General features: G+C 70.5%; 16 protein-coding genes, 1 tRNA gene and 2 pseudogenes. 1 reads left to right on the forward strand and 18 read right to left on the reverse strand.

Annotated features, from left to right (window positions below):
* Positions 1-17: 17 nt before the first annotated feature.
* The 14 genes and pseudogenes from rapZ to polA all read right to left on the reverse strand — a co-directional run bounded on the left by rapZ (position 18) and on the right by polA (position 17903).
* Complete coding sequence (gene rapZ, locus QQK26_RS03880) at positions 18-896, reverse strand: RNase adapter RapZ (protein ID WP_284230246.1); 879 nt, start codon at positions 894-896, stop codon at positions 18-20.
* A gap of 70 nt (positions 897-966) precedes the next feature.
* Positions 967-2860: pseudogene (uvrC, locus tag QQK26_RS03885) on the reverse strand (excinuclease ABC subunit UvrC).
* A 74-nt stretch (positions 2861-2934) separates the two neighbouring features.
* On the reverse strand, positions 2935-5793 hold the full coding sequence (uvrA, locus tag QQK26_RS03890; RefSeq protein WP_284230247.1) for an excinuclease ABC subunit UvrA: 2859 nt from the start codon (positions 5791-5793) through the stop codon (positions 2935-2937).
* Positions 5794-5887: 94 nt separating this feature from the next.
* Complete coding sequence (locus QQK26_RS03895) at positions 5888-6790, reverse strand: SDR family NAD(P)-dependent oxidoreductase (RefSeq protein ID WP_284230248.1); 903 nt, start codon at positions 6788-6790, stop codon at positions 5888-5890.
* Positions 6787-8850: an excinuclease ABC subunit UvrB gene (uvrB, locus tag QQK26_RS03900; protein WP_284230249.1), complete on the reverse strand. Its 2064-nt coding sequence runs from the start codon at positions 8848-8850 to the stop codon at positions 6787-6789. Before uvrB ends, QQK26_RS03895 begins: the two co-directional genes overlap by 4 nt.
* A gap of 10 nt (positions 8851-8860) precedes the next feature.
* A complete protein-coding gene (gene coaE / locus QQK26_RS03905) occupies positions 8861-9463 on the reverse strand; it encodes a dephospho-CoA kinase (protein ID WP_284234431.1) in 603 nt (200 codons plus the stop codon).
* Complete coding sequence (locus QQK26_RS03910; protein ID WP_284230250.1) at positions 9463-9981, reverse strand: hypothetical protein; 519 nt, start codon at positions 9979-9981, stop codon at positions 9463-9465. Before QQK26_RS03910 ends, coaE begins: the two co-directional genes overlap by 1 nt.
* A 96-nt stretch (positions 9982-10077) precedes the next feature.
* Positions 10078-11547, reverse strand: a complete 1470-nt coding sequence (gene rpsA, locus QQK26_RS03915) for a 30S ribosomal protein S1 (RefSeq protein WP_284230251.1) — start codon at positions 11545-11547, stop codon at positions 10078-10080.
* 230 nt (positions 11548-11777) lie between these two features.
* Positions 11778-12047 (reverse strand): HPr family phosphocarrier protein, encoded by a 270-nt coding sequence (locus QQK26_RS03920; protein WP_284230252.1) that lies wholly within the window; start codon positions 12045-12047, stop codon positions 11778-11780.
* Positions 12048-12190: 143 nt separating this feature from the next.
* A complete protein-coding gene (locus QQK26_RS03925; RefSeq protein ID WP_284230253.1) occupies positions 12191-12649 on the reverse strand; it encodes a PTS mannitol transporter subunit IIA in 459 nt (152 codons plus the stop codon).
* A 3-nt stretch (positions 12650-12652) separates the two neighbouring features.
* Positions 12653-12961: a PTS lactose transporter subunit IIB gene (locus QQK26_RS03930; protein WP_284230254.1), complete on the reverse strand. Its 309-nt coding sequence runs from the start codon at positions 12959-12961 to the stop codon at positions 12653-12655.
* A gap of 25 nt (positions 12962-12986) precedes the next feature.
* Positions 12987-14204: a PTS mannitol transporter subunit IICB gene (locus tag QQK26_RS03935; RefSeq protein ID WP_284230255.1), complete on the reverse strand. Its 1218-nt coding sequence runs from the start codon at positions 14202-14204 to the stop codon at positions 12987-12989.
* A 111-nt stretch (positions 14205-14315) separates the two neighbouring features.
* Positions 14316-15077, reverse strand: coding sequence for a DeoR/GlpR family DNA-binding transcription regulator (locus QQK26_RS03940; RefSeq protein WP_284230256.1), 762 nt, complete (start codon positions 15075-15077; stop codon positions 14316-14318).
* A gap of 158 nt (positions 15078-15235) precedes the next feature.
* A pseudogene (gene polA, locus QQK26_RS03945) lies at positions 15236-17903 on the reverse strand (DNA polymerase I).
* A gap of 65 nt (positions 17904-17968) precedes the next feature.
* On the opposite strand from polA, the gene QQK26_RS03950 reads away from it, so the two are divergent.
* Complete coding sequence (locus QQK26_RS03950) at positions 17969-18397, forward strand: hotdog fold thioesterase (protein WP_284230257.1); 429 nt, start codon at positions 17969-17971, stop codon at positions 18395-18397.
* Between the two features lie 59 nt (positions 18398-18456).
* Here QQK26_RS03950 and QQK26_RS03955 read toward each other — a convergent pair whose 3' ends face one another.
* The 4 genes from QQK26_RS03955 to pyk all read right to left on the reverse strand — a co-directional run bounded on the left by QQK26_RS03955 (position 18457) and on the right by pyk (position 22500).
* On the reverse strand, positions 18457-19065 hold the full coding sequence (locus tag QQK26_RS03955) for an ANTAR domain-containing response regulator (RefSeq protein WP_284230259.1): 609 nt from the start codon (positions 19063-19065) through the stop codon (positions 18457-18459).
* Positions 19066-19137: 72 nt separating this feature from the next.
* Positions 19138-19219, reverse strand: a tRNA-Leu gene (locus tag QQK26_RS03960).
* Positions 19220-19249: 30 nt separating this feature from the next.
* A complete protein-coding gene (locus tag QQK26_RS03965) occupies positions 19250-20938 on the reverse strand; it encodes a cation:proton antiporter (RefSeq protein ID WP_284230261.1) in 1689 nt (562 codons plus the stop codon).
* A 119-nt stretch (positions 20939-21057) separates the two neighbouring features.
* Positions 21058-22500 carry a pyruvate kinase gene (gene pyk / locus QQK26_RS03970; RefSeq protein ID WP_284230263.1) on the reverse strand — a complete coding sequence of 481 codons (1443 nt, stop codon included), beginning with the start codon at positions 22498-22500 and terminating at the stop codon, positions 21058-21060.
* Between the last annotated feature and the right edge of the window lie 36 nt (positions 22501-22536).

The following is a 22536-nucleotide window of genomic DNA, read 5'->3' on the forward strand; positions in this document are numbered from 1 at the left end:
ACGGGCCCCGATCCGTGCTATTCGCGCCCGAGGTCGCGGTGGCGCACCGACACGGCGACGCCGTCGTAGCGCCGCAGCAGCTCCGCCAGGGCGACCGCCATGGCGACCGAGCGGTGCTTGCCGCCGGTGCATCCGATCGCGATCGTCGCGTGCCGCTTGTTCTCCTGCTGGTAGCCGTGCAGCACGGGTTCGAGGCTCTCCGCGTAGCGCTCGAGGAACGGACGGGCACCGTCGAGACCGAGCACGTAATCGCTCACCTGCGGGTCGAGACCGGTGTGCGGCCGCAGCTCCGGCACCCAGAAGGGGTTCGGCAGGAACCGCGCGTCCGCGACGAGATCGACGTCGGAGGGCAGCCCGTACTTGAAGCCGAAGCTCTGCACGGTGAGGTGCAGCCCGGGCTGGTCCTCGTGCCCGAAGGACTCCTGGATCTTGGTCGAGAGCTGGTGGATGTTGAGGTCGGTCGTGTCGATGATGAGCGTGCTGAAGGCCCGCAGCTCGCGGGTGCGCGAGCGCTCCTCGAGGATGCCGTCGAGGATGGTGCCGTCGCCCTGCAGCGGGTGGGGCCGCCGCACCTGCTCGAAGCGGCGCACGAGAGCGCTGTCCGTCGCCTCGAGGAAGAGCACGCGGGCGTTGACCCCCTCGCCCAGCGTCTCGAGCACCTCCTGCAGATCGGCGAAGAGCTTGCCGCCGCGCACGTCCATGACGGCTGCGATGCGCGGCAGGCTGTCACCGGCGCGGCCGGCCAGCTCGATCATCGGGCGCAGCATCTGCGGGGGCAGGTTGTCGACGACGTACCAGCCGAGATCCTCGAGGGCGTTGGCCACGGTCGAGCGGCCTGCGCCGGACATGCCCGTGACGATGAGGACTTCCTGGTGGTGGCTGTGCTGCTCGTTCATGGGGCCCCTCGGCGTCGATCGCCCTCCAAGCCTAGACGTTCCCGGTCGGGTGTCGTGGATCGCATGGCCCTCAGGACCGCAGCGCCCGCCCGATCGCCTCGGCGAGGGCGGCCCCGATGCCCCGGACCTCCGCGATCTCCTCGGCGCTCGCCTGCTTGAGCCGGGCGACGGAACCGAAGTGGCCGAGCAGGGCCTTCACCCGCGCCTCCCCCAGGCCCGGCACGTCGCCGAGCACCGAGCGGATGTCCTTGCTGCGCTTCTGACGCTGGTAGGTGATCGCGAAGCGGTGGGCCTCGTCGCGCACGCGCTGGATGAGGAACAGCGCCTCGCTCTGCCGCGGCAGGATCACGGGGTACTCGTCGCCCGGCAGCCAGAGCTCCTCGAGCCGCTTGGCGATGCCGGCGATCTGGATCCCCTCCACGCCGGAGTCGGCCAGCGCCCGGGCTGCCGCCTTCACCTGCGGCTCGCCGCCGTCGACGATGAGCAGCTGCGGCGGGTAGGCGAACTTCTTCTTGACCGCATCCCCTCCGCCTGCTCGCTGCCCTGCTCGAGGTAGGCGAGCCGTCGGCGCAGCACGCGGTAGATCGAGTCGGTGTCGTCGGTGGTCTCGGGGATGCTGAAGCGCCGGTACTCGCTCTTGCGGGCGAGACCGTCCTCGAAGACGACCATCGAGGCGACGACGTTGGTGCCCTGCAGGTGCGAGGCGTCGTAGCACTCGATGCGCAGGGGGCCTCGGTCATGCCGAGCGCCTCCTGCAGATCGGTGAGCGCCGCCGTGCGCGCCAGGTAGTCGGCGCTGCGGCGGGTCTTGTAGAGCTGCAGCGCCTGCTTGGCGTTAACCGTCGCCGTGTGGAGCACGGCGGCCTTGTCGCCGCGCTGGGCGGCGCGCAGCGCGACCGGACGACCGCGCTGACCGCGCAGCCATGCCTCGAGGGGCGTCGCATCGTCGGGCAGCACCGGCACGATCACCTCCTTGGGCGGAGGGTTCGCCTCGTCGTAGGCGCTGCGCATGATCGAGTCGATCAGCTCGCCCACACCGTGATCGAGCTCCTTGTCGACCACCCAGTTGCGCACACCGCGCAGTCGTCCCCCGCGCACGATGAACTGCTGCACGGCCGCCGCGAGCTCGTCGTGGTCGATGCCGAAGACGTCGGCGTCCACACCGTCGGGCAGCACGATCGCGCTCTTCTCCATCACCTGCTCGAGGGCGGCGATCCGGTCCCGCGCCTTCGCGGCGCGCTCGTACTCCATCCGCTCGGCCGCTTCGCGCATCTCGGCCCGCGCCTCGGTGATGAAGCGCCGGTCGTTGCCGGCGAGGAAGGCCACGAACTCGTCGACCCGCAGCCGGTGCTCCGCGATCGAGACCTTCTGCGAGCAGGGCCCGCCGCACGCGCCGATCTGGCCGGCGAAGCACGGCTTGCCGGTGCGCATGGCCCGCTCGTAGTCGCTGTCCTTGCAGGTGCGGATCGGGAAGGCCTTGGTCATCAGCTCCATGGTCTCCCGCACCGCCCACACCTTCGGGTACGGGCCGAAGTAGCGAGCGCCGCGGATGCCGTGCCGCCGGCTGATCATGACGCGGGGGCTCTCCTCCCCCAGCGTGACGACCAGGTACGGGTAGCTCTTGTCGTCGCGGAAGACGACGTTGAACGGCGGCTCGAACTCCTTGATCCAGGTGAACTCGAGCTGCAGCGCCTCGAACTCGGTGCCGACGACCGTCCACTCGACCTTCGAAGCCGTGGTGACCATGCGCGCGGTGCGCTCGTGCAGGGTGCGCAGCGGCGCGAAGTAGTTGCTGAGGCGCTGGCGGAGGTTCTTCGCCTTGCCGACGTAGAGGATCCGACCGCGCGGATCCGAGAAGCGGTACACGCCCGGCTGGGTGGGGATCTCCCCCGACGCCGGACGCCACGGCACGCTGTCGGCACGCCGCGGTCGACCCGGCGCGCGCGTCTCGGTGCCCGTGCTCATCCGCCCTGCCTCATCCGCCCTGCCTCATCCGCTCTGCCTCATCCGCTCTGCCTGTTCCGCTCTGCTTGGCCCACTCAGTGCAGGATCTCCTGCAGGAAGGTGCCCGTGTGGCTCTCCTCGACCTTGGCCAGCTGCTCGGGGGTGCCCACGGAGACGATCGTGCCACCCCCGGCGCCGCCCTCGGGGCCGAGGTCGATGAGCCAGTCCGCGCTCTTGATCACATCGAGGTTGTGCTCGATCGTGATGACCGTGTTGCCCTTGTCGACGAGGCCGTTCAGCACGAGGAGCAGCTTGCGCACGTCCTCGAAGTGCAGGCCCGTGGTCGGCTCGTCGAGCACGTAGATGCTGCGGCCGTTCGAGCGCTTCTGCAGCTCCGTGGCGAGCTTGACGCGCTGCGCCTCGCCGCCCGAGAGCGTGGTGGCGCTCTGGCCGAGGCGCACGTAGCCGAGGCCGACGTCGACGAGCGTCTTGAGGAAGCGGTGGATGGAGGTGATGGCCTCGAAGAACTCCGCCGCCTCCGAGATGGGCATGTCGAGCACCTCGGCGATCGTCTTGCCCTTGTAGTGCACCTGCAGCGTCTCGCGGTTGTAGCGCGCGCCGTCGCAGACCTCGCAGGCGACGTAGACGTCGGGCAGGAAGTTCATCTCGATCTTGATCGTGCCGTCGCCCTGGCAGTGCTCGCAGCGGCCGCCCTTGACGTTGAAGCTGAAGCGGCCGGGCAGGTACCCGCGCGCCTTCGCCTCCGCCGTCTCCGAGAACAGGGTGCGGATGCGGTCGAAGACGCCCGTGTAGGTCGCCGGGTTCGAGCGCGGGGTGCGGCCGATCGGAGCCTGGTCGACGTGGACGACCTTGTCGAGGTGCTCGAGACCGGTGACGCGCGTGTGCTTGCCGGGCAGCTGCTTCGCGCCGTTGAGGCGGTTGGCGAGCACCTTGTAGAGGATGTCGTTGACCAGCGTGGACTTGCCCGAGCCGCTGACGCCCGTGACCGCCGTGAAGACGCCGAGCGGGAAGTCCGCGCTCACGTTCTTCAGGTTGTTGGCGCGCGCCCCCTCGACACGCAGCACCCGCTTGCGGTCGACGGGTCGGCGCTTGGCCGGGGTGGCGATCGATCGGCGCCCGGCGAGGTAGTCGCCGGTGACCGATTCCTCGTTCGCGATGAGCTCGTCGTAGCTGCCGGAATGCACGACCCTGCCGCCGTTCACACCGGCGCCGGGGCCGATGTCGACCAGATGGTCCGCGATGCGGATCGTGTCCTCGTCGTGCTCGACGACGATGAGCGTGTTGCCGAGGTTCTTGAGCTTCACCAGGGTGTCGATGAGCCGCCGGTTGTCGCGCTGGTGCAGGCCGATGGAGGGCTCGTCGAGCACGTAGAGCACGCCGGTGAGCCCCGAGCCGATCTGCGTGGCCAGGCGGATGCGCTGCGCCTCGCCGCCCGAGAGCGAGCCGGCGTTCCGGGCGAGGGTGAGGTAGGTGAGCCCGACCTCGATGAGGAACTCGAGGCGCGCGCGGATCTCGCGCAGCACCTGCGCGGCGATGCGCGCGTCGCGCTCGCTGAGCACGAGCCGCTGCATGAAGGCGTACGCCTCGCCGAGGCTGAGCTCGGTGATGTCGGCGATCGAGTGGTCCTCGACCGTGACGGCCAGCACCTCGGGCTTGAGGCGCTTGCCCTTGCAGACGGCGCAGGGCACCTCGCGCAGGTACTCGCCGTGCCGCTGGCGCTGCGAGTCGGTCTCGGCCTCGGCGTACTTGCGCTCGATGTAGGGGATGACGCCCTCGAAGCCGGTCGAGTACTTCATCTCACGGCCGTAGCGGTTCCGCCAGCGCACGACCACCTCGAAGTCGTTGCCGTGCAGGATCGCGGTCTGCACGTTCTCGGGCAGCCGCTCCCACGGGGTGTCGAGCGAGAAGTCGAGGTCCCGAGCGAGGCCGCCGAGCAGCTTCTCGAAGTAGCTGTACACGCCCTTGCCCTGATTGGTCCACGGCAGGATGACGCCCTCGGTGATCGCCAGCGCCGGGTCGCCCAGCAGCAGCTCCGGATCGACGGACATCTTCGTGCCGATGCCGGAGCACTCCGGGCAGGCGCCGAAGGGGGCGTTGAACGAGAACGTGCGCGGCTCGATCTCGGTCAGGCTGACCGGGTGTTGGTTCGGGCAGGAGAGCTTCTCGCTGAACGTGCGGTACGCCGCGTCGCCCTCGAGGTCGACGAAGTTGATCGTGACCAGGCCGCTGGCGAGCCGCAGTGCGGTCTCGAGGGAGTCGGTGAGGCGGTTGAGGACGTCGTCGCGCGCGACGAGCCGATCGATGACGACCGCGATGTCGTGCTTCACCTGCTTCTTGAGCTTCGGCGGGTCGGTGAGCTGCACGGTCTCGCCGTCGACGATGGCGCGCGAGTACCCGCCGGCCGAGAGCTCCTTGAAGAGATCGACAAACTCGCCCTTCTTCTGCGAGACCACCGGCGCGACGACCTGGTAGCGGGTGCCCTCGTCGAGGGTCATCAGCTGGTCGGCGATCTGCTGCACCGTCTGCCGCTCGATGCGCTCACCGCAGATGTGGCAGTGCGGCACGCCGATGCGCGCCCACAGCAGGCGCATGTAGTCGAAGATCTCCGTGATGGTGCCGACGGTTGATCGCGGGTTGCGGTTCGTGGACTTCTGGTCGATCGACACCGCCGGGCTGAGTCCCTCGATGAAGTCGACATCCGGCCGGTCGACCTGCCCGAGGAACTGGCGCGCGTAGGCGCTCAGCGACTCGACGTAGCGTCGCTGGCCCTCCGCGAAGATCGTGTCGAAGGCGAGGCTCGACTTGCCGGAACCGGAGAGGCCGGTGAACACGACGAGCGAGTCGCGCGGGATCTCGACGTCGACGTTCTGGAGATTGTGGACCCTTGCCCCCCGGACGCTGAGCACGGAGGAGGACGGCGAAGAGGTAGGCACCGAACGAGTGTACGAGTCACCGCCGACATCGATGACCGCGCTCGCCTTCGGCGAAACGCTCTTGCGCTGACGTCCAGGATGCGGGCAGGCCGGCTCAGGTCGGGATCCGCAGTCCGGTAGCCCGCTCGGATGCACGCCAGAGGGCGGCGGCCGCGACCCGGTCCCGCGCGTGGGGCTCCGCCGCCGTCCGCGTAGGAGCACCCTTCAGCTGGAACCAGCCGCGAGGGCCCCAGTAGCCCCCGCCGCCGGCATCCGGCGCCGTCAGCGCGTGCACGAGCGGGGCGGCACCCGCGTCCTTGCCCTGACTGATCGTGGCGGCGGCCCGCCTGGCCAGCCGTCCGAACGTGCGGGACCAACCGGGGTCGTCCGCGTCGAGCTCGTCCCAGGAGAAGCCGGGATGCGCGACGATGCTCGAGGCCGGGGAACCGGCCTCGCGCAGGCGCAGCTCCAGCTCGAAGCCGAAGAGCATGACCGCGAGCTTGGAGCGCGCGTACGCGGAGGCGCCGTCGTAACGCCGTTCGGACTGCAGGTCGTCGAGGTGCAGCCGGAACCAGCGGTGGCTGATGCTGCCGAGGTGCACGATGCGTGCGGATCCGGCCTCGAACCAGGGCAGCAGGTGCGCGACGAGGGCGAAGTGGCCGAGGTGGTTCGTGCCGAACTGGAGCTCGAAGCCGTCCGTCGTCTGCCGCCGGGTCCTCGCCCCGACGACGCCGGCGTTGGCCAGCAGTCCCGCGACGGGAGGGCCGGAGGCGAGGCGCTCCGCCGCGGCGCCGACGGAGCGGAGGTCGGCGAGATCGAGCTGCTGGTGCTCGACCCGCGCGCCCGGCACGCGATCCCGCAGCGCGGCGAGGACCGACTGCGCCTTCTCGGGGCTGCGCGCCGCGAGCACGACATCGGCGCCGCGCTCGAGCAGGAGCCTGGTGGCGTGCAGGCCGAGCCCGGCGGTGCCACCCGTGACGACGTAGCGCCGTCCCGACAGATCGCCGCCGTCGCTCACAGGTGACCGGCCGTAGCCATCGCCCGCAGCTCCTTCTTGAGGTCGGAGACCTCGTCGCGCAGCCGTGCCGCGAGCTCGAACTTGAGCTCGCCCGCGGCGATGAGCATCTGCGCGTTCAGGTCCTCGATGATCGCCTCGAGCTCGGCACCGCCCGACGCGCCCTTCGCGCCGGAGCCCAGCGACGGCGTGGGCGCCCGTCCCTTGCGCTCCTTCTTCGCCAGCAGCTCGGCCGTGTCGGCGCCCTCGCGCAGCAGCGACTCGGTGATGTCCGCGATGCGCTTGCGCAGCGGCTGCGGGTCGATGCCGTTCGCGGCGTTGTACGCCACCTGCTTCTCGCGGCGCCGGTTGGTCTCGTCGATCGCCAGCTGCATCGAGTCGGTGATCGTGTCGCCGTACATGTGCACCTGGCCGGCGACGTTGCGCGCCGCGCGGCCGATCGTCTGGATGAGCGAGGTGGAGGAGCGCAGGAAGCCCTCCTTGTCGGCGTCGAGGATGGCGACGAGCGACACCTCGGGCAGGTCGAGCCCCTCGCGCAGCAGGTTGATGCCGATGAGCACGTCGTAGACGCCCTGCCGCAGCTCGGTGAGCAGCTCGACGCGACGCAGCGTGTCGACGTCCGAGTGCAGGTAGCGCACCCGCACCCCGGCCTCGCCGAGGAAGGCGGTGAGCTCCTCCGCCATCTTCTTGGTCAGGGTCGTGACGAGCACCCGCTCGTCGCGCTCGACGCGAACTCGGATCTCCTCGAGCAGATCGTCGATCTGCCCCTTGCTCGGCTTCAGCACGATCTCGGGATCGACGAGGCCGGTGGGGCGGATGATCTGCTCCACCACGCTGTCGGCGACGCCCAGCTCGTACTTGCCGGGCGTGGCCGAGAGGTACACCTTCTGCCCCACCCGGTTCAGGAACTCGGGCCAGCGCAGCGGACGGTTGTCCATCGCGCTCGGCAGCCGGAAGCCGTGCTCCACGAGCGTGCGCTTGCGGGACGCGTCGCCCTCGTACATGGCGCCGATCTGCGGCACGGTGACGTGGGATTCGTCGATCACCACCAGGAAGTCCTCGGCGAAGTAGTCGAGCAGGGTGCTCGGAGGCTGCCCGGGCCCTCGGCCGTCCATGTGCCGCGAGTAGTTCTCGATGCCCGAGCAGAAGCCGATCTGCTCCATCATCTCGAGGTCGAAGGTGGTGCGCATGCGCAGGCGCTGCGCCTCCAGCAGCTTGCCCTGCCGCTCCATCTCCTCGAGGGTGACGGCGAGCTCCTCCTTGATCGTGCGGATGGCGCGGTGCATGGTCTGCGGGCTCGCCGCGTAGTGCGTGGCCGGGAACACGCTCGTCGCGTCGACCTTCTCGATGACGTCGCCGGTGAGCGGATGCAGCATGTACAGCGCCTCGATCTCGTCCCCGAACATCTCGATGCGCAGCGCGTGCTCCTCGTAGACGGGGATGATCTCGATCGTGTCGCCGCGCACGCGGAACTTGCCGCGCGAGAAGTCGACGTCGTTGCGGTCGTACTGCATGTTGACGAAGCGGCGGATGAGCTGATCGCGGGAGATCCGGTCGCCGACCTGCAGCGCCACCATCGCCTCCAGGTACTCCTCCGCCGCACCGAGTCCGTAGATGCAGGAGACGGTCGAGACCACGACGACGTCGCGGCGGCTCAGCAGCGAGTTGGTCGTGGAGTGGCGCAGCCGTTCGACCTCGGCGTTCACCGAGCTGTCCTTCTCGATGAAGGTGTCCGTCTGCGGCACGTACGCCTCGGGCTGGTAGTAGTCGTAGTACGAGACGAAGTACTCGACCGCGTTGTTCGGCAGCAGGTCGCGGAACTCGTTCGCGAGCTGCGCGGCGAGCGTCTTGTTGTGGGCGAGCACCAGGGTCGGCCGCTGCACGGCCTCGATGAGCCAGGCGGTCGTCGCCGATTTGCCGGTACCGGTCGCGCCGAGCAGCACGACGTCGGTCTCGCCGGCGTTGATGCGGGCCGTCAGCTCCGCGATCGCCTGAGGCTGGTCGCCGCTGGGCTGGTACTCGCTGATCACCTCGAAGGGCCTGACCGAGCGTGTGGGTTCCATGAGGTCGAGTCTAGGAGCGACCCCTGACACGCTCCCACAGGCGCTCGACCTGCTCCAGGGTCGCGTCCAGCGTGCCGCCGGTGTCGATCACCACGTCCGCGATCGCCAGGCGCTCGTCGTCGCTCGCCTGCGACGCGACCCGCCGCTCCGCCTCGGCACGGTCCATGCCGCGCAGCCCGACCATCCGCTCGATCCTGGTCGGCGCGGGCGCGTGGGCGACCACGACGAGCTCGAAGCCGTGGTCCGGGCCGGCCTCGGCGAGCAGGGGAACGTCGTAGACGACGACCGCCGCGGGGTCGGCCGCCTCGGCAGCGGCCATGCGCTCGGCGGCGAGACGGCGGACGGCCGGATGCGTGATGCCCTCCAGCTCGCGACGGCGCGCCGGATCCGCGAAGACGATGGCGCCGAGGGCCGCGCGGTCGAGCGCACCATCGGGGCCGAGGACCCCAGGGCCGAAGACCTCCGCGACGCGCGCGAGGCCCTCGGAGCCGGGCTCGACGGCCTCGCGCGCCAGCGCGTCCGCGTCGACCACCACCGCGCCGAGCTCGGCGAGCCGGTGTGCGATCGTCGACTTGCCGGCGGCGATGCCTCCGGTGAGGGCGATGCGCACGATCAGCTCTCGGCGCCCGGAGCGACCGCGAGGAAGAGGTACTGCAGCAGCACGTCACCGCTCTGCGCGCCGTTCTCGTCGAGGCGGATCCCCGCCTGCGCTCCGACGACCCAGTCGCCGTCGGTCCAGTAGCCGGTGGAGAGCGCACCGGGCGCGGACGGCACCTGGCTGCCGTCCGGCAGCTGCGTCACCGCCGTCAGGCCGGCGTCCCGCAACGCCGCGGCGGCCTCGCCGACGATCGTCTCCCCCTCCCCCGCGCGTCCGCCGAAGAGCGACTCCGCGTGGAAGCCGGATCCGTCCCCCGCGCCGGCGAGTGCACTCGGCTCGAGGGACTGCTCGCCGCCGGGGAGCATGAACGCGGTGAGCTCGGCGCGGAGGGCGTCGGCCCGCTCCTGCGCCTGCTGCGCCGCATCCCCGCCCGGCGCGGCGGCGTCCTGCGCGGTGCAGCCGGCGATGGCGGCGGATGCGGCGAGCAGGAGGGCCGGGAGCACGGCGCGACGGGTGCGGGTCGTCGAGGGCATGGATCCAGCCTAGGGCCGGTGGGGCGCGCCCGGGAACGCCGACGGCGGCCGGCCCGGGAGGGGCCGACCGCCGTCGGGATCACGCCGAGGCGTGGATCAGGAGTTGCCGCCCGAGAGGCGCTCGCGGAGCGCGGCGAGCGACGCGTCGTCGGCGAGGGTGCCGGCTCCGCCGGTCTCGCTCGAGAAGGTCGAGTTGCTGCTCGACGAGGACGACGCGGCCGAGGGGGCCTCGTTCTCGGCCTCGATCGCCGCGGCGACCTGCTTCTTGTGAGCCTCCCAGCGACCCTGAGCGGCGGCGTACTCGGCCTCCCAAGCAGTGCGCTGCTCGTCGAAGCCTTCCTTCCACTCGTTGGTCTCCGGGTCGAAGCCCTCGGGGTACTTGTAGTTGCCCTGCTCGTCGTACTCGGTGTGCATGCCGTAGAGCGCCGGGTCGAAGTCCGTGCCCTCCGGGTCGACGCCCTCGTTGGCCTGCTTGAGGCTCAGCGAGATGCGGCGACGCTCGAGGTCGATGTCGATGACCTTGACGAACACCTCGTCGCCGACCGAGACGACCTGCTCGGCGAGCTCGACGTGCTTCGACGACAGCTCCGAGATGTGCACGAGGCCCTCGATGCCGTCCGCGACGCGCACGAACGCGCCGAATGGGACGAGCTTGGTGACCTTGCCGGGCGCGACCTGGCCGATGGCGTGGGTGCGCGCGAAGACCTGCCACGGGTCCTCCTGCGTGGCCTTCAGCGACAGCGAGACGCGCTCGCGGTCCATGTCGACCTCGAGGATCTCGACGGTGACCTCCTGGCCGACCTCGACGACCTCGCTGGCGTGCTCGATGTGCTTCCAGCTGAGCTCGGAGACGTGCACGAGGCCGTCCACGCCGCCCAGGTCGACGAACGCGCCGAAGTTGACGATCGAGGAGACGACGCCCTTGCGGACCTGGCCCTTGTGGAGGGCGTTCAGGAACGAGCTCCGGCTCTCGCTCTGCGTCTGCTCGAGCAGCGCGCGGCGCGAGAGGACGACGTTGTTGCGGTTCTTGTCCAGCTCGAGGATCTTCGCCTCGAGCTCCTGGCCCAGGTACGGGGTGAGGTCGCGAACGCGGCGGAGCTCGATGAGCGAGGCGGGAAGGAAGCCGCGCAGGCCGATGTCGACGATGAGACCGCCCTTGACGACCTCGATGACGGTGCCGGTGACGACGCCGTCCGCTTCCTTGATCTTCTCCACGTCGCCCCAGGCGCGCTCATACTGCGCGCGCTTCTTCGACAGGATCAGACGGCCTTCCTTGTCCTCCTTCTGGAGGACGAGGGCCTCGACGGTGTCGCCGACGGCGACGACCTCGGAGGGGTCCACGTCGTGCTTGATGGAGAGCTCGCGCGAGGGGATGACGCCCTCGGTCTTGTAGCCGACGTCGAGGAGGACCTCGTCGCGGTCGATCTTCACCACGGTGCCCTCGATGAGGTCTCCGTCGTTGAAGAACTTCAGCGTCTTCTCGACCGCTGCAAGGAAGTCCTCGGCAGATCCGATGTCGTCGATCGCGACCTGCTTGGTGGCCTTGTCGGTCGTTGCGGTAGTCATGTAGTTGTTGCTCCAGGCGGACAATTACTCGGGCCACGGCGGCACGGCACCCGCTCGGCCGGATCGGCGTTCGCGAGCTCGCGGTGCATCCGTCGTGGCGGATGGATGGGATGCGCACAGACGTGCGACTCATCATCCTAACTCGCGATCCCCGCCGCGGACAAGCCGTCCGGGCCGCACGACGACGGCCCGCCCCGCGAAGCGGGACGGGCCGTTGCGGCTCCGGAGACCTACTCCTTGTCGAGGTCCGTGCCGAGCAGCGTCGCGAGCTCGTCGAGCGCGGCGTCGGCGCCCTCGGCGTCCGACGAGAGCACGACCTCCTCGCCGTGGCCGATGCCGAGCGAGAGCACGCCCAGGATGCTGGCGGCGTTGACCGACTTGCCGGCGGCCGACGTCAGCGTGACCGGCACGCCGGTCTTGGCCGCGGCCTGGCTGAACAGCGAGGCGGGGCGGGCGTGCAGGCCGACGCTCGAGGCGATCGTGACGGTGCGTTCGGGCATGGGGTCTCCTTCGTGTCGTTCGGCGGCGGTCGCGTCGGATCGTCGCCGGCATGGCTCCGCCGCTGGGGCGGGGTACGGGCCATCGCGGCCCCGTGCGAGCGGGGCGCGTCGTTCACCGTAGTGCACGACGCGCCCCGCTCCGCTCAGTCCGCGTCGGTGTCCGACAGCAGCTCGTACACGGCGGCCGGCGTCTCGGCCGAGCGCAGCGCCGCCGCCTTGTCCGGGTCCATGAGCACCTCGGCCAGAGCCGAGAGGAGCGCGATGTGCCCGTTGCCCTTCGCCGCGATGCCCACGGCGACCGAGACGTGGTTGCCGTCCCAGTCGACGCCCTCCGGGAAGCGGAGCACCACGAGGGCGTCCTGCCGCACCGAGTCCTTGCCGGCGAGGGTGCCGTGCGGGATCGCCACGCCCTCCCCGACGTAGGTCGAGACGGACTGCTCCCGCTCGAGCATCGCGTCGACATAGCTCGCATCGACCGCGCCGGCCTCGACGAGCGCGGCGCCCGCGAGGCGGATCGCGTCGTCACGGCTGGCCGCGGACTCCGAGAGGCGGATGGAGGACTCGGCGAGCAGCGCCGTCAGATCGGTGGTCCCGTCGCTCACGGCTCAGACCTCGATCGACGTGCCGTCCTGGATGGCCTTGACGACCTTCGCGACCGCGGGGTCGCCCAGGAACAGCTGGAACGGGACGACGGGCACATCCGGAACGACCGCGCGGGCGCGGTCGGCGAGACCCGACTGGGTCACGACCACGTCGGCGTCCTTGGGGATCTCGGGCACCGAGGAGTGCTCCACGGTGACGCCCTGCTTCTTCAGCTGCTTCTTCAGCGTGCTCGCGAGCATCACGCTGGAACCCATGCCGGCGTCGCACGCGACGATGAGCTTCTTGACGTTCGATCCGTCGATGGTGGCCATGTCGTTCGTCTCCTTGTTCGGTGGGTCAGGCGTCGGCCTGGGCCGGCTTGTTCTTGTTGCGGGCGTTCTGCTCCTGCGCCGCGGCGAGGGCGGCCTCGGCGTCGGCCTCCTGCTTCTCCTTGCGGCCGAAGCCGAGGAGCGCGGAGCCGACCACGAAGGACACGACCGCGGCGACGAGGATACCGAGCAGGACCCCGATGTGGGCCCCGGGCGGGGTCATGATCATGTACGCGATGATCGAGCCCGGCGAGGGCGAGGCGACCAGGCCCGCGCCGGAGAGCATGAACACGGTGATGCCCGACGCGCCGCCGGCGATCGCCGCGGCGATCATCTGCGGCTTCATGAGCACGTACGGGAAGTAGATCTCGTGGATGCCGCCGAAGAAGTGGATCACGATCGCGGCGGGGGTCGACTGGCGGATGGCGCGCGGACCGAAGAAGAGGAACGCGAGTAGGATGCCGAGGCCGGGGCCGGGGTTCGACTCGAGCATGAACAGGATCGACTGGCCGTCGATCGCCGACTCCTGCGCGCCGAGGGGCGTGAGCACGCCCTGGTTGAGGGCGTTGTTGAGGAACAGCACCTTGGCGGGCTCGATGATGAGCGACGCGAGCGGCAGCAGCTGGTTGTCGACGAGGAACGCCACGCCGTTGCCGAAGCCCTCGGAGATGACCCGGACGACCGGGCCGAGGCCGAAGAGGCCGACGAGCGCGAAGATGCCGCCGATGATGCCGGAGGAGAAGTTGTCGACGAGCATCTCGAAGCCCGACTTCACCTTGCCGTCGATGAAGCGGTCCCACAGCTTGAGGAAGAAGGCCGTCAGCGGGCCGATGATCATCGCGCCGAGGAACTGCGGGGGCACGTCGCCGATGGTCTCGACGTAGCCGTAGGCCAGCGGCGAGACGATCACGCCGATGGTGCCGAGCGCGCCGACGACGGCGCCGCGCTGACCGTGGACCATCCGTCCGCCGGTGTAGCCGATGAGTAGCGGCAGCACGAAGGCGATGATCGGGCCGACGACGGTCGAGGCCATCGCGACCCACTCGAGGGTCTCGCCGGCCTCGACGGCGTCGCCGCCGAGCACGAGGCGGTTGATCCATCCGGTCTGGATGAACAGCGCGGTGATGAGGCCCCAGGCGATGAAGGCGCCGATGTTGGGCATGACCATGCCGGCGAGGAATCCGCCGAAGCGCTGGACGCGCGCGCGGACCCCCGTTCCGGTGACGGTGGGCGTGAAATCGGACATGGGTTCAGTGCTCCTTCGTGCGAGGACGATCCGGGTGAGGGGACTGCGGATTCGGCGGTGGGGCGGCCATTCGGGGCCGTTCCAGGTCTGGCCGCCACGCCAGCCGGACGTTCATGCGATCACGATCTGCGGTCCGGCGGCCTCGATCTCGGCAGCCAGCTCTGCATCCGTTCGTGCATCGGTGATGACGGTGTCGACCGCGCTCAGGGGCGCCACCAGGGCGAAGTCCTGGCGGCCGAACTTGAGGTGGTCGGCGAGGACGACCGTGCGCCGCGACGCGGCGATGAGCGCCCGCTTGACGCTCGCCTCGACGATGTCGGGGGTCGTGAGCCCGCGCTCGACGGAGATGCCGTTGGTGCCGAGGAAGGCGACGTCGGCGAAGACCCCGGCGATCTGGGTGGTGGTCCACTCCCCCACGGCGGCCTCGGTACGGGCGCGCACGATGCCGCCGAGCAGGTGGAGGTGGATGTTCGGGCGGGCGATCAGGCTGTGCGCGATGGGGATCGAGTGGGTCACGACCGTGAGCTCGCGGTCGGAGGGGAGGAACTGCGCCAGTCGCGCGGTCGTCGTGCCGGCGTCGATGATCACGGAGCCGCCCTCGGGCAGCTCGGCGAGCGCGGCTCTGGCGATGCGGTCCTTCTCGGTGGGGCTGAGCGATTCGCGCTCGGCTACCGCCGGCTCGGCGTTCAGACGCTCAACGGGGATCGCACCGCCGTGCACGCGGCGCAGCAGGCCCCGTCGCTCGAGCGCGGTGAGGTCGCGGCGCACGGTCTCGGGGGTGACGTCGAGCTCCTTCGCGATGCCGCTCACCTCGACGCGACCGTGGAGCCGTGCGGCGTCCAGGATCTGCGCGTGGCGCTCCGTTGCGTACATGCGGTGGGCTCCGTCGTCCGGTCAGACTGCTCCGATCGATGTCCGATCGGGTGTGGTTACGGGGGCTATTGCAGTCCGATCCTGTCCGCCTGTCAACTCAGGCCGTCGAAAACGGATGAGGTCGCGCCGAATCGGGCACGACCTCATTCGTTTCAGCCTCAGTGCGCGGCGCGGTCCCAATTCTCGCCGGTACCGACCTGCACGTCGAGCGGCACGGCGAGCTCGGCCGCGCCCGCCATCTCCCGCCGCACGAGCTCGGTCAGCGCAGCCGTCTCGCCCGGTGCGACGTCGAAGAGCAGCTCGTCGTGCACCTGCAGCAGCATCCGGGACGCGAGCCCCTCCTGGCGCAGCGCGCGGTCGACCCCGAGCATGGCGATCTTGACGATGTCGGCGGCGGAACCCTGGATCGGCGCGTTGAGGGCGGCGCGCTCCGCGTTCTCGCGCAGCACCCGGTTGGTCGAGTTGAGATCGGGGAACGGGCGGCGGCGACCGAAGATCGTCTCCGTGTACCCGTCCTCCTTGGCCTTCGCGACCACGCCGCGCAGGTACTCGCGCACCGCGCCGAAGCGGGCGAAGTAGTCCTCCATGAGCTGCTTGGCCTCGCCGGTCTCGATGCGCAGCTGCTTCGACAACCCGAAGGCGCTGAGCCCGTAGGCGAGCCCGTACGACATCGCCTTGACCTTCGTGCGCTGCAGCGGCGTGACGTCCGCGGGGTCGACGTGGAAGATGCGCGCGCCGACGAAGCGGTGCAGGTCCTCCCCGGCGTTGAACGCCTCGATCAGACCGGCGTCCTGCGAGAGGTGCGCCATGATGCGCATCTCGATCTGCGAGTAGTCGGCCGTCAGCAGCGCCTCGGCCCGCTCCCCCGCGCGGAACGCCGAGCGGATGCGGCGGCCGTCCTCCGTCTTGACCGGGATGTTCTGCAGATTCGGTTCGGTCGAGCTGAGCCGGCCCGTGCTGGCGCCGCCCTGGTCGTAGCTCGTGTGGATGCGCCCGTCGCCGGCCACGGTGCGCTCGAGCGTCTCGATGATCTGCCGCAGCTTCGCCGCGTCGCGGTGCTCGAGCAGCAGGGAGAGGAACGGATGCTCGGTCTTGTCGCGCAGGTCCGCCAGCGCGGCCGCATCGGTCGAGTACCCGGTCTTGTTGGCGCGCGTCTTGGGCATCGCCAGCTCCTCGAAGAGCACCTGCTGCAGCTGCTTCGGCGAGCCGAGGTTCACCTCGTGGCCGATCTCCGCGTACGCGCGGCGCGCGAGGTCGTCGATGCGTGCCGTGAGGGCGCCGCGCTGCTCGGCGAGGCCGGCGGCATCGACCGCGATGCCGTCCTGCTCCATGGCCGCGAGCACGGCGACCAGCGGCTGCTCGATCTCGCGGAGCACGCGGCGCGAGCCCTCGCTGAGGCGGCCGTCGAGCTGCTCGGCGACCCGCAGCGCGTACCACGCGCGGGTGGCCGGGCTCAGCGGCTCGTCGACCGGCACGAGCTGGTTCGGGTCGCCGGCGGTCACCGTCTCGCCGAGCACGTCGTAGACCTGCTGTTCGAAGCCCTTCCAGGCCTGACCCGGCGCCAGGAGGTGTCCGGCGATGCGGGTGTCGACGTCGAGCCCACCGAGCTCCACGCCAATCGCGCGGAGGGCCTTGATCTGCGGTTTCGCGTCGACGACGGCCTTGGGCGCGCTGCTCACGAGCCACGCCTCGAGCGCCTCGTAGTCGGGTCGGTGCGCGCCCCAGGGCACCCGCACCGAGTCGTTCGCGGCGGCGACGCCGAATCCCAGGAGCGCACCACCGGCGTCGACGTCGACCTGCAGACCGAGCCGCGCTCCGTCCTTCGCCGCCTTCTCGAGCCAGGTGGCGAGCTCCTCGTCGACGAGCTCGCGCACCGCGGGTGCGCCCGTGCCCCCGCGGTCGCCTCGTCGGGCTCGCCGCCATCGGCGGCCCCCTCGCTCGCGGCGACCTTCAGCACCCGTTCGAGGAGGGTGCGGAACTGGAGCCGACCGAAGACCTCGCGCACGGCGGCCGTGTCCATGGTGCGCCGTGCGACGTCCTCGGGGCCGATCGGCAGCTCGACGTCGTCGACGAGACGGTTCAGTCGTCGGTTGCGCTCGGCGTTGCCGCGGTGCTCGCGCAACGACTCGCCCACCTTGCCGGTGACCTCATCCGCTCGCTCGAGCAGCGCCTCGAGGCTGCCGAACTGGTTGATCCACTTGACCGCGGTCTTCTCCCCACCTTCGGCACGCCCGGCAGGTTGTCGCTCGTCTCGCCGACGAGGGCCGCGATCTCGGGGTACTGCTCCGGGCGGATGCCGTAGCGCTCCATCACCGTCTCGGGGTCGTAGCGCTTCAGCTCGCTGACACCGCGCACCGACGGGTAGAGCAGCGTGACGTCGTCGTTGACCAGCTGGATCGTGTCGCGGTCGCCCGAGACCACGAGCACCCGCATGCCGGCTTCGCGGCCGCGGCGGGCGAAGGTGGCGAGGATGTCGTCGGCCTCGAAGTCCTCCTTCGTGATCGTCGGCACGCCCATCGCCGCGAGTGCCTCCTGCAGCAGCGGCACCTGCCCCTTGAACTCGGACGGGGTCTCGTCGCGCGTGGCCTTGTACTCGGGGTAGTCGCGGGTGCGGAACGAGAAGCGGGAGATGTCGAAGGCGATGGCCAGATGGGTCGGCTGCTCCTTGCCGAGCAGGCTGATGAGCATCGACAGGAAGCCGTGGATGGCGTTCGTGTGCTGGCCGTCTCGGGTGACGAAGCTGTCCACCGGGAGGGCGTAGAACGCGCGGTAGGCCAGCGAATGGCCGTCGACGATCAGGAGGGTAGGCTTCGTGGAATCCGTCACCCGACCACCCTAGCGGCGGCCTCCGACCTCGCTCCGAGCCCCGCGGCCGAGCCCCAGGAGCCCCGATGACGAAGCTGCCCGACGACCTGCACCCCGAGCTCGTGGAGCGGCTGATCGGCACCGGGGGCGGTGCGCTGGCGCAGCGGATGGGGTTCGAGTTCCTCGAGCTCTCCGCCGAGTTCTCCGTCGCCCGCATGCCGGTCGAGGGCAACACGCAGGTGATCGGCCTGCTGCACGGCGGCGCGCACGTGGTGCTCGGCGAGACGCTCGGCAGCGTCAGCAGCGCCATCCACGCGGGCCCGGGCCGCTTCGCGGTCGGCATCGAGATCAACGCGACCCATTCGAGGTCGGTGACGGAGGGATGGGTCACCGGCACCTGCCGCGCCCTGTCGCTGGGCCGCACGCTGGCCACCCACGAGATCGTGATGACGGACGAGCAGGGCCGCCGGCTCTCGACGGTGCGGATGACGAACATGCTGCGCGATCAGCGCTGACCGCGAAGCCCCGCCGCCCCGATGGGGGCGACGGGCCTGCATCCGCTCCGTGCGGGCGGTTACTTCTTGGCGGAGAGCTGCTCGATGATCGCCTGCGCCACGTCGTGCATGGTGAGGCGGCGGTCCATCGACGCCTTCTGGATCCAGCGGAACGCCTCCGGCTCGCTGAGGCCCATCTTCTCGTTGAGGAGGCCCTTGGCGCGGTCGACGAGCTTGCGGGTCTCGAAGCGCTCGACCATGTCGGCGACCTCGGCCTCGAGGGCGACGATCTGCGCGTAGCGGCTCAGCGCGATCTCGATCGCCGGCAGCAGGTCGTTCGGGGTGAAGGGCTTCACGACGTAGGCCAGGGCGCCGGCCTCGCTGGCGCGCTCGACGAGCTCCTTCTGGCTGAAGGCGGTGAGCAGCACGACGGGTGCGATGCGCTCCTTGCCCAGACGCTCGGCCGCGGAGATGCCGTCGAGCTTGGGCATCTTGACGTCCATCACGACCAGGTCGGGACGCAGCTCGGTCGCGAGCGCGACGGCGGTCTCGCCGTCACCGGCCTCGCCGACGACCTCGAAGCCGTTGTCGCGGAGCGTCTCCACGATGTCGAGCCGGATGAGGGACTCGTCCTCCGCCACGACGACGCGGCGGGGGCTGGTGCTGGGGTTGGTCTCCTGGTCGGTCACCTGACCACCCTAACGCCTGTCGACAACGGGGCGACGCCGTCGCCCGCCGGCGGCGGGTCGCGGCGCCCGAGGTGCTCGTCGAGGGACTTGAACCCTCACGCCTCTCGGCACGCGAGTTTGAGTCGCGCGTGTCTGCCAATTCCACCAGACGAGCCGGGCAGGACCAGTGTAGCGGGGCTCCGGCTCAGAGCCGGTTCTGCGCGCGGGCCTCGAGCGCCGCCTCCTGATGGTCCAGCTGCTCGAGGTGATCGCGGCCGACCTCGTCGTCCAGGGCTCCGGAGGCCATCTCGCGCTGGAGCGCCGAGCGCTGCGCGGCGAGCGTCCGGCGGCGCAGATCCACGAGCACCCTCGTCGCGGCATCGTGCTGCTCGGGATCGGGGGCGGTGCTCGCGGCCTCGACCTGCCGGCGCGCGATGCGCGTCGCGCGGTCGACGGAACCCGGGTCGGCACCGGTCGGCGGATCCTCGCCGAAGCGCTGCACCACCACCAGCGCGGCATCGCGCTGCACGGCGACCGCCCGTTCGACCTGCTGCGCCAGCCGGCGCTCCTCCTCGGGGTCCTCGACGCCCAGGCGCCGGATCAGCCAGGGCAGCGTCGCGCCCTGCAGCAGCAGCGTGCCGAGCGCGACGATCAGCGCGATCGCCTGGATCTCGGTGCGAGCGGGGAACGGGGTCCCGTCCGCGAGCGTCTGCGGCACGCCGGCCGCGGCCGCCAGCGTCACGACGCCGCGCATGCCCGTCCACGAGAGCACCGCGCTCTGCCGCAGGTCGAGACCGCGCCAGTCGGCGAAGGTCACGGCGCCGCGCTGCTCCCGCTGCGCCAGTGCCGCCTCGAAGCGCTCCCTGAAGCGGGCGTCGGCGTCCATCCTGCGGCGCAGGTGCCGGAGCGAGAGCTGTCGCCGTCCGAACATCACGAAGACCCAGAGAGGACGGATCAGCAGCACCGCGGCGAGCACGGCCAGGCCGCCTCCGACCACGGGCCAGGGCGAGCCCCCGTCGTCGAGCAGCTCCTCGAGCACGAAGCTCGCCTGCAACCCCATGTAGGCGAAGACGAAGGCCTCGAGGAGCACCTCCACCGAACCCCAGACCTGCCGCTCCTGCATCCGCGTCGCGAAGTGGAAGTCCTTCGAGCGGCCGCCGATCACGAAGCCCGCCGCGACCACGGCGAGCACCCCGGAGGCCTCGAGCTGCTCCGCCAGCAGATAGGCGGCGAACGGCAGCACCAGCCCGAGCACCGTCTCGAGCCCGGCGTTGCGCAGCATGGCCCTGACGCGGTCCGTGACCAGTCCGAGCGCGACGCCGACGACGACGCCGACCGCGGCGGAGTAGAGGAAGAGCAGCACCGCGTCGTCAATGAAGGTGTGGGTGCCGGCCACCGCCGCCACGGCGATGGTGAACAGGGTGAGCGCCGCCGCGTCGTTGATGAGGCTCTCGCCCTTGAGGATCGTCATGAGCCGTCCGGGCAGCCGCAGCTCGCGGCCGACCGCGACGGCCGCGACCGCGTCGGGCGGGGCGATGATCGCACCGAGGATGAGGGCCGTGCCGAGGGTCAGCGCGGGCACGAGCCACGCGGCGACCACGCCCGCCACGGCCGCGGTCACGAGCACGAGCACGACGCCGAGGCCGAGGATCGGCCGCAGGTTGCGCACGAAGCTGCGCCACGAGAACTCGAGCGCGGCCGTGAACAGCAGCGGGGGCAGCACCACGCCGAGGATGATCTCGGCGTCGAGCTCGAGTCGGGGCATGCCGGGCACGAAGGACGCCGCGATCGCGATCACCGTGATGACGAGAGCCGGCTGCAGGCCGCGCCGCCGGGCGAGGCCTGTGATCGTGATCGCCGCGACGATGACCAGGATGAGCTGCACGCCGTTCACGGCACCACCCTAGGCGGCACCGTCGCGAGGGGTGCGCGGATCCGCCCGCGGGAGGCCGCAGGCGGGAACGACGGAGGCCGACCGCCCCGGAGGGACGATCGGCCTCGCCGTCGTGCGGGTTACGCCTCGTACGCGGGCGCCGCGGCGTTCACCGCGTCGCCGATGCGGTGCACCCGCAGGTCGTTCGTCGAGCCGGCGATGCCGGGAGGGGAACCCGCGATGACCACCACGGTGTCGCCGGGCTGCGCCAGACCCTCGGCGAGCAGTACCTCGTCGACCTGCTTGAACATCGCGTCGGTGTGCGTGACGGTCTCGACCTCGAAGGTCTGCAGACCCCAGGTGAGCGCCATGCGGCGGCGGATGGCCTCGTGCGGCGTGAAGGCGATCATGGGGATGCTCGAGCGGAGCCGGCTCATGCGGCGCGCCGAGTCGCCGGACTCGGTGAACACGCAGAGGTACTTCGCGTCGACGAACTTGGCCACGTCGACGGCGGCCAGCGTGATGGCGCCGCCCTGGGTGCGCGGCTTGCTGCCGAGCGGCGCGATGCGCTCGAGCCCGTGCTCCTCGGTCGAGGCGACGATGCGCGCCATGGTCTGCACCGTGACGACCGGGTACTCGCCCACGCTGGTCTCGCCCGAGAGCATCACCGCGTCTGCGCCGTCGAGCACGGCGTTGGCCACGTCGCTGGTCTCGGCGCGCGTGGGCACCGGGCTCGAGATCATCGACTCGAGCATCTGCGTGGCCACGATGACCGGCTTGGCCAGGCGGCGCGCGATCTCGACGGCGCGCTTCTGCACGATCGGAACCGCCTCCAGCGGCAGTTCGACGCCGAGGTCGCCGCGGGCGACCATGATCGAGTCGAAGGCCTCGATGATCTCCTCGAGGTGGTCGACGGCCTGCGGCTTCTCCACCTTCGCGATGACGGGGAGGCGGATGCCCTCCTCGTCCATGATCTCGTGGACGCGGACGATGTCGTCGGCGTTGCGCACGAAGGAGAGCGCGATCAGGTCGGCGCCGAGCTTGAGGCCCCAGCGGAGGTCCTCCTCGTCCTTCTCGCTGAGGGCGGGCACGTTGACCGCGACGCCGGGCAGGTTGATGCCCTTGTTGTTCGACACGTTGCCGGCCACGACGACCTCGGTGCGCACGCGCACGCCGTCGGTGTCGAGCACGCGCACGCGCACCTTGCCGTCGTCGATCAGCAGGAAGTCGCCGGGGCTGACATCCTGCGGCAGTCCCTTGAAGGTGGTGCCGGAGAGCTCCTTGGTACCCTCGACCTCCTCGGTGGTGATCGTGAAGACGTCGCCGACCTCGAGGTAGTGGGGGCCGGCGGCGAACTTGCCGAGGCGGATCTTCGGGCCCTGCAGGTCGACGAGCACCGCGACGGGCTTGCCCGCGTCGGCGGCCGCGCGACGCACGTTCGCGTAGACCTCCTCGTGCACGGCGTAGCTGCCGTGGCTGAGGTTCATGCGGGCGACGTCGACGCCCGCCTCGATGATGGCCTTGATGTTCTCGTAGCTGGAGGTCGCGGGGCCGAGTGTGGCGACGATCTTGGCGCGTCTCATGTGTTCCTTCTTGTGTCCTTGCCTCGGTGCTGGTCG

The sequence above is a fragment of the Arenivirga flava genome, assembly GCF_030161575.1.
GTDB classification, from domain to species: Bacteria; Actinomycetota; Actinomycetes; order Actinomycetales; family Microbacteriaceae; genus Arenivirga; species Arenivirga flava.

Coding starts and splice junctions, on each gene's coding strand:
- rapZ (WP_284230246.1), bottom strand. CDS start 896: ATGAACGAGCAGCACAGCCACCACCAGGAAGTCCTCATCGTCACGGGC.
- uvrB (WP_284230249.1), bottom strand. CDS start 8,850: ATGGAACCCACACGCTCGGTCAGGCCCTTCGAGGTGATCAGCGAGTAC.
- QQK26_RS03910 (WP_284230250.1), bottom strand. CDS start 9,981: ATGCCCTCGACGACCCGCACCCGTCGCGCCGTGCTCCCGGCCCTCCTG.
- rpsA (WP_284230251.1), bottom strand. CDS start 11,547: ATGACTACCGCAACGACCGACAAGGCCACCAAGCAGGTCGCGATCGAC.
- QQK26_RS03920 (WP_284230252.1), bottom strand. CDS start 12,047: ATGCCCGAACGCACCGTCACGATCGCCTCGAGCGTCGGCCTGCACGCC.
- QQK26_RS03930 (WP_284230254.1), bottom strand. CDS start 12,961: ATGGCCACCATCGACGGATCGAACGTCAAGAAGCTCATCGTCGCGTGC.
- QQK26_RS03935 (WP_284230255.1), bottom strand. CDS start 14,204: ATGTCCGATTTCACGCCCACCGTCACCGGAACGGGGGTCCGCGCGCGC.
- QQK26_RS03940 (WP_284230256.1), bottom strand. CDS start 15,077: ATGTACGCAACGGAGCGCCACGCGCAGATCCTGGACGCCGCACGGCTC.
- QQK26_RS03950 (WP_284230257.1), top strand. CDS start 17,969: ATGACGAAGCTGCCCGACGACCTGCACCCCGAGCTCGTGGAGCGGCTG.
- pyk (WP_284230263.1), bottom strand. CDS start 22,500: ATGAGACGCGCCAAGATCGTCGCCACACTCGGCCCCGCGACCTCCAGC.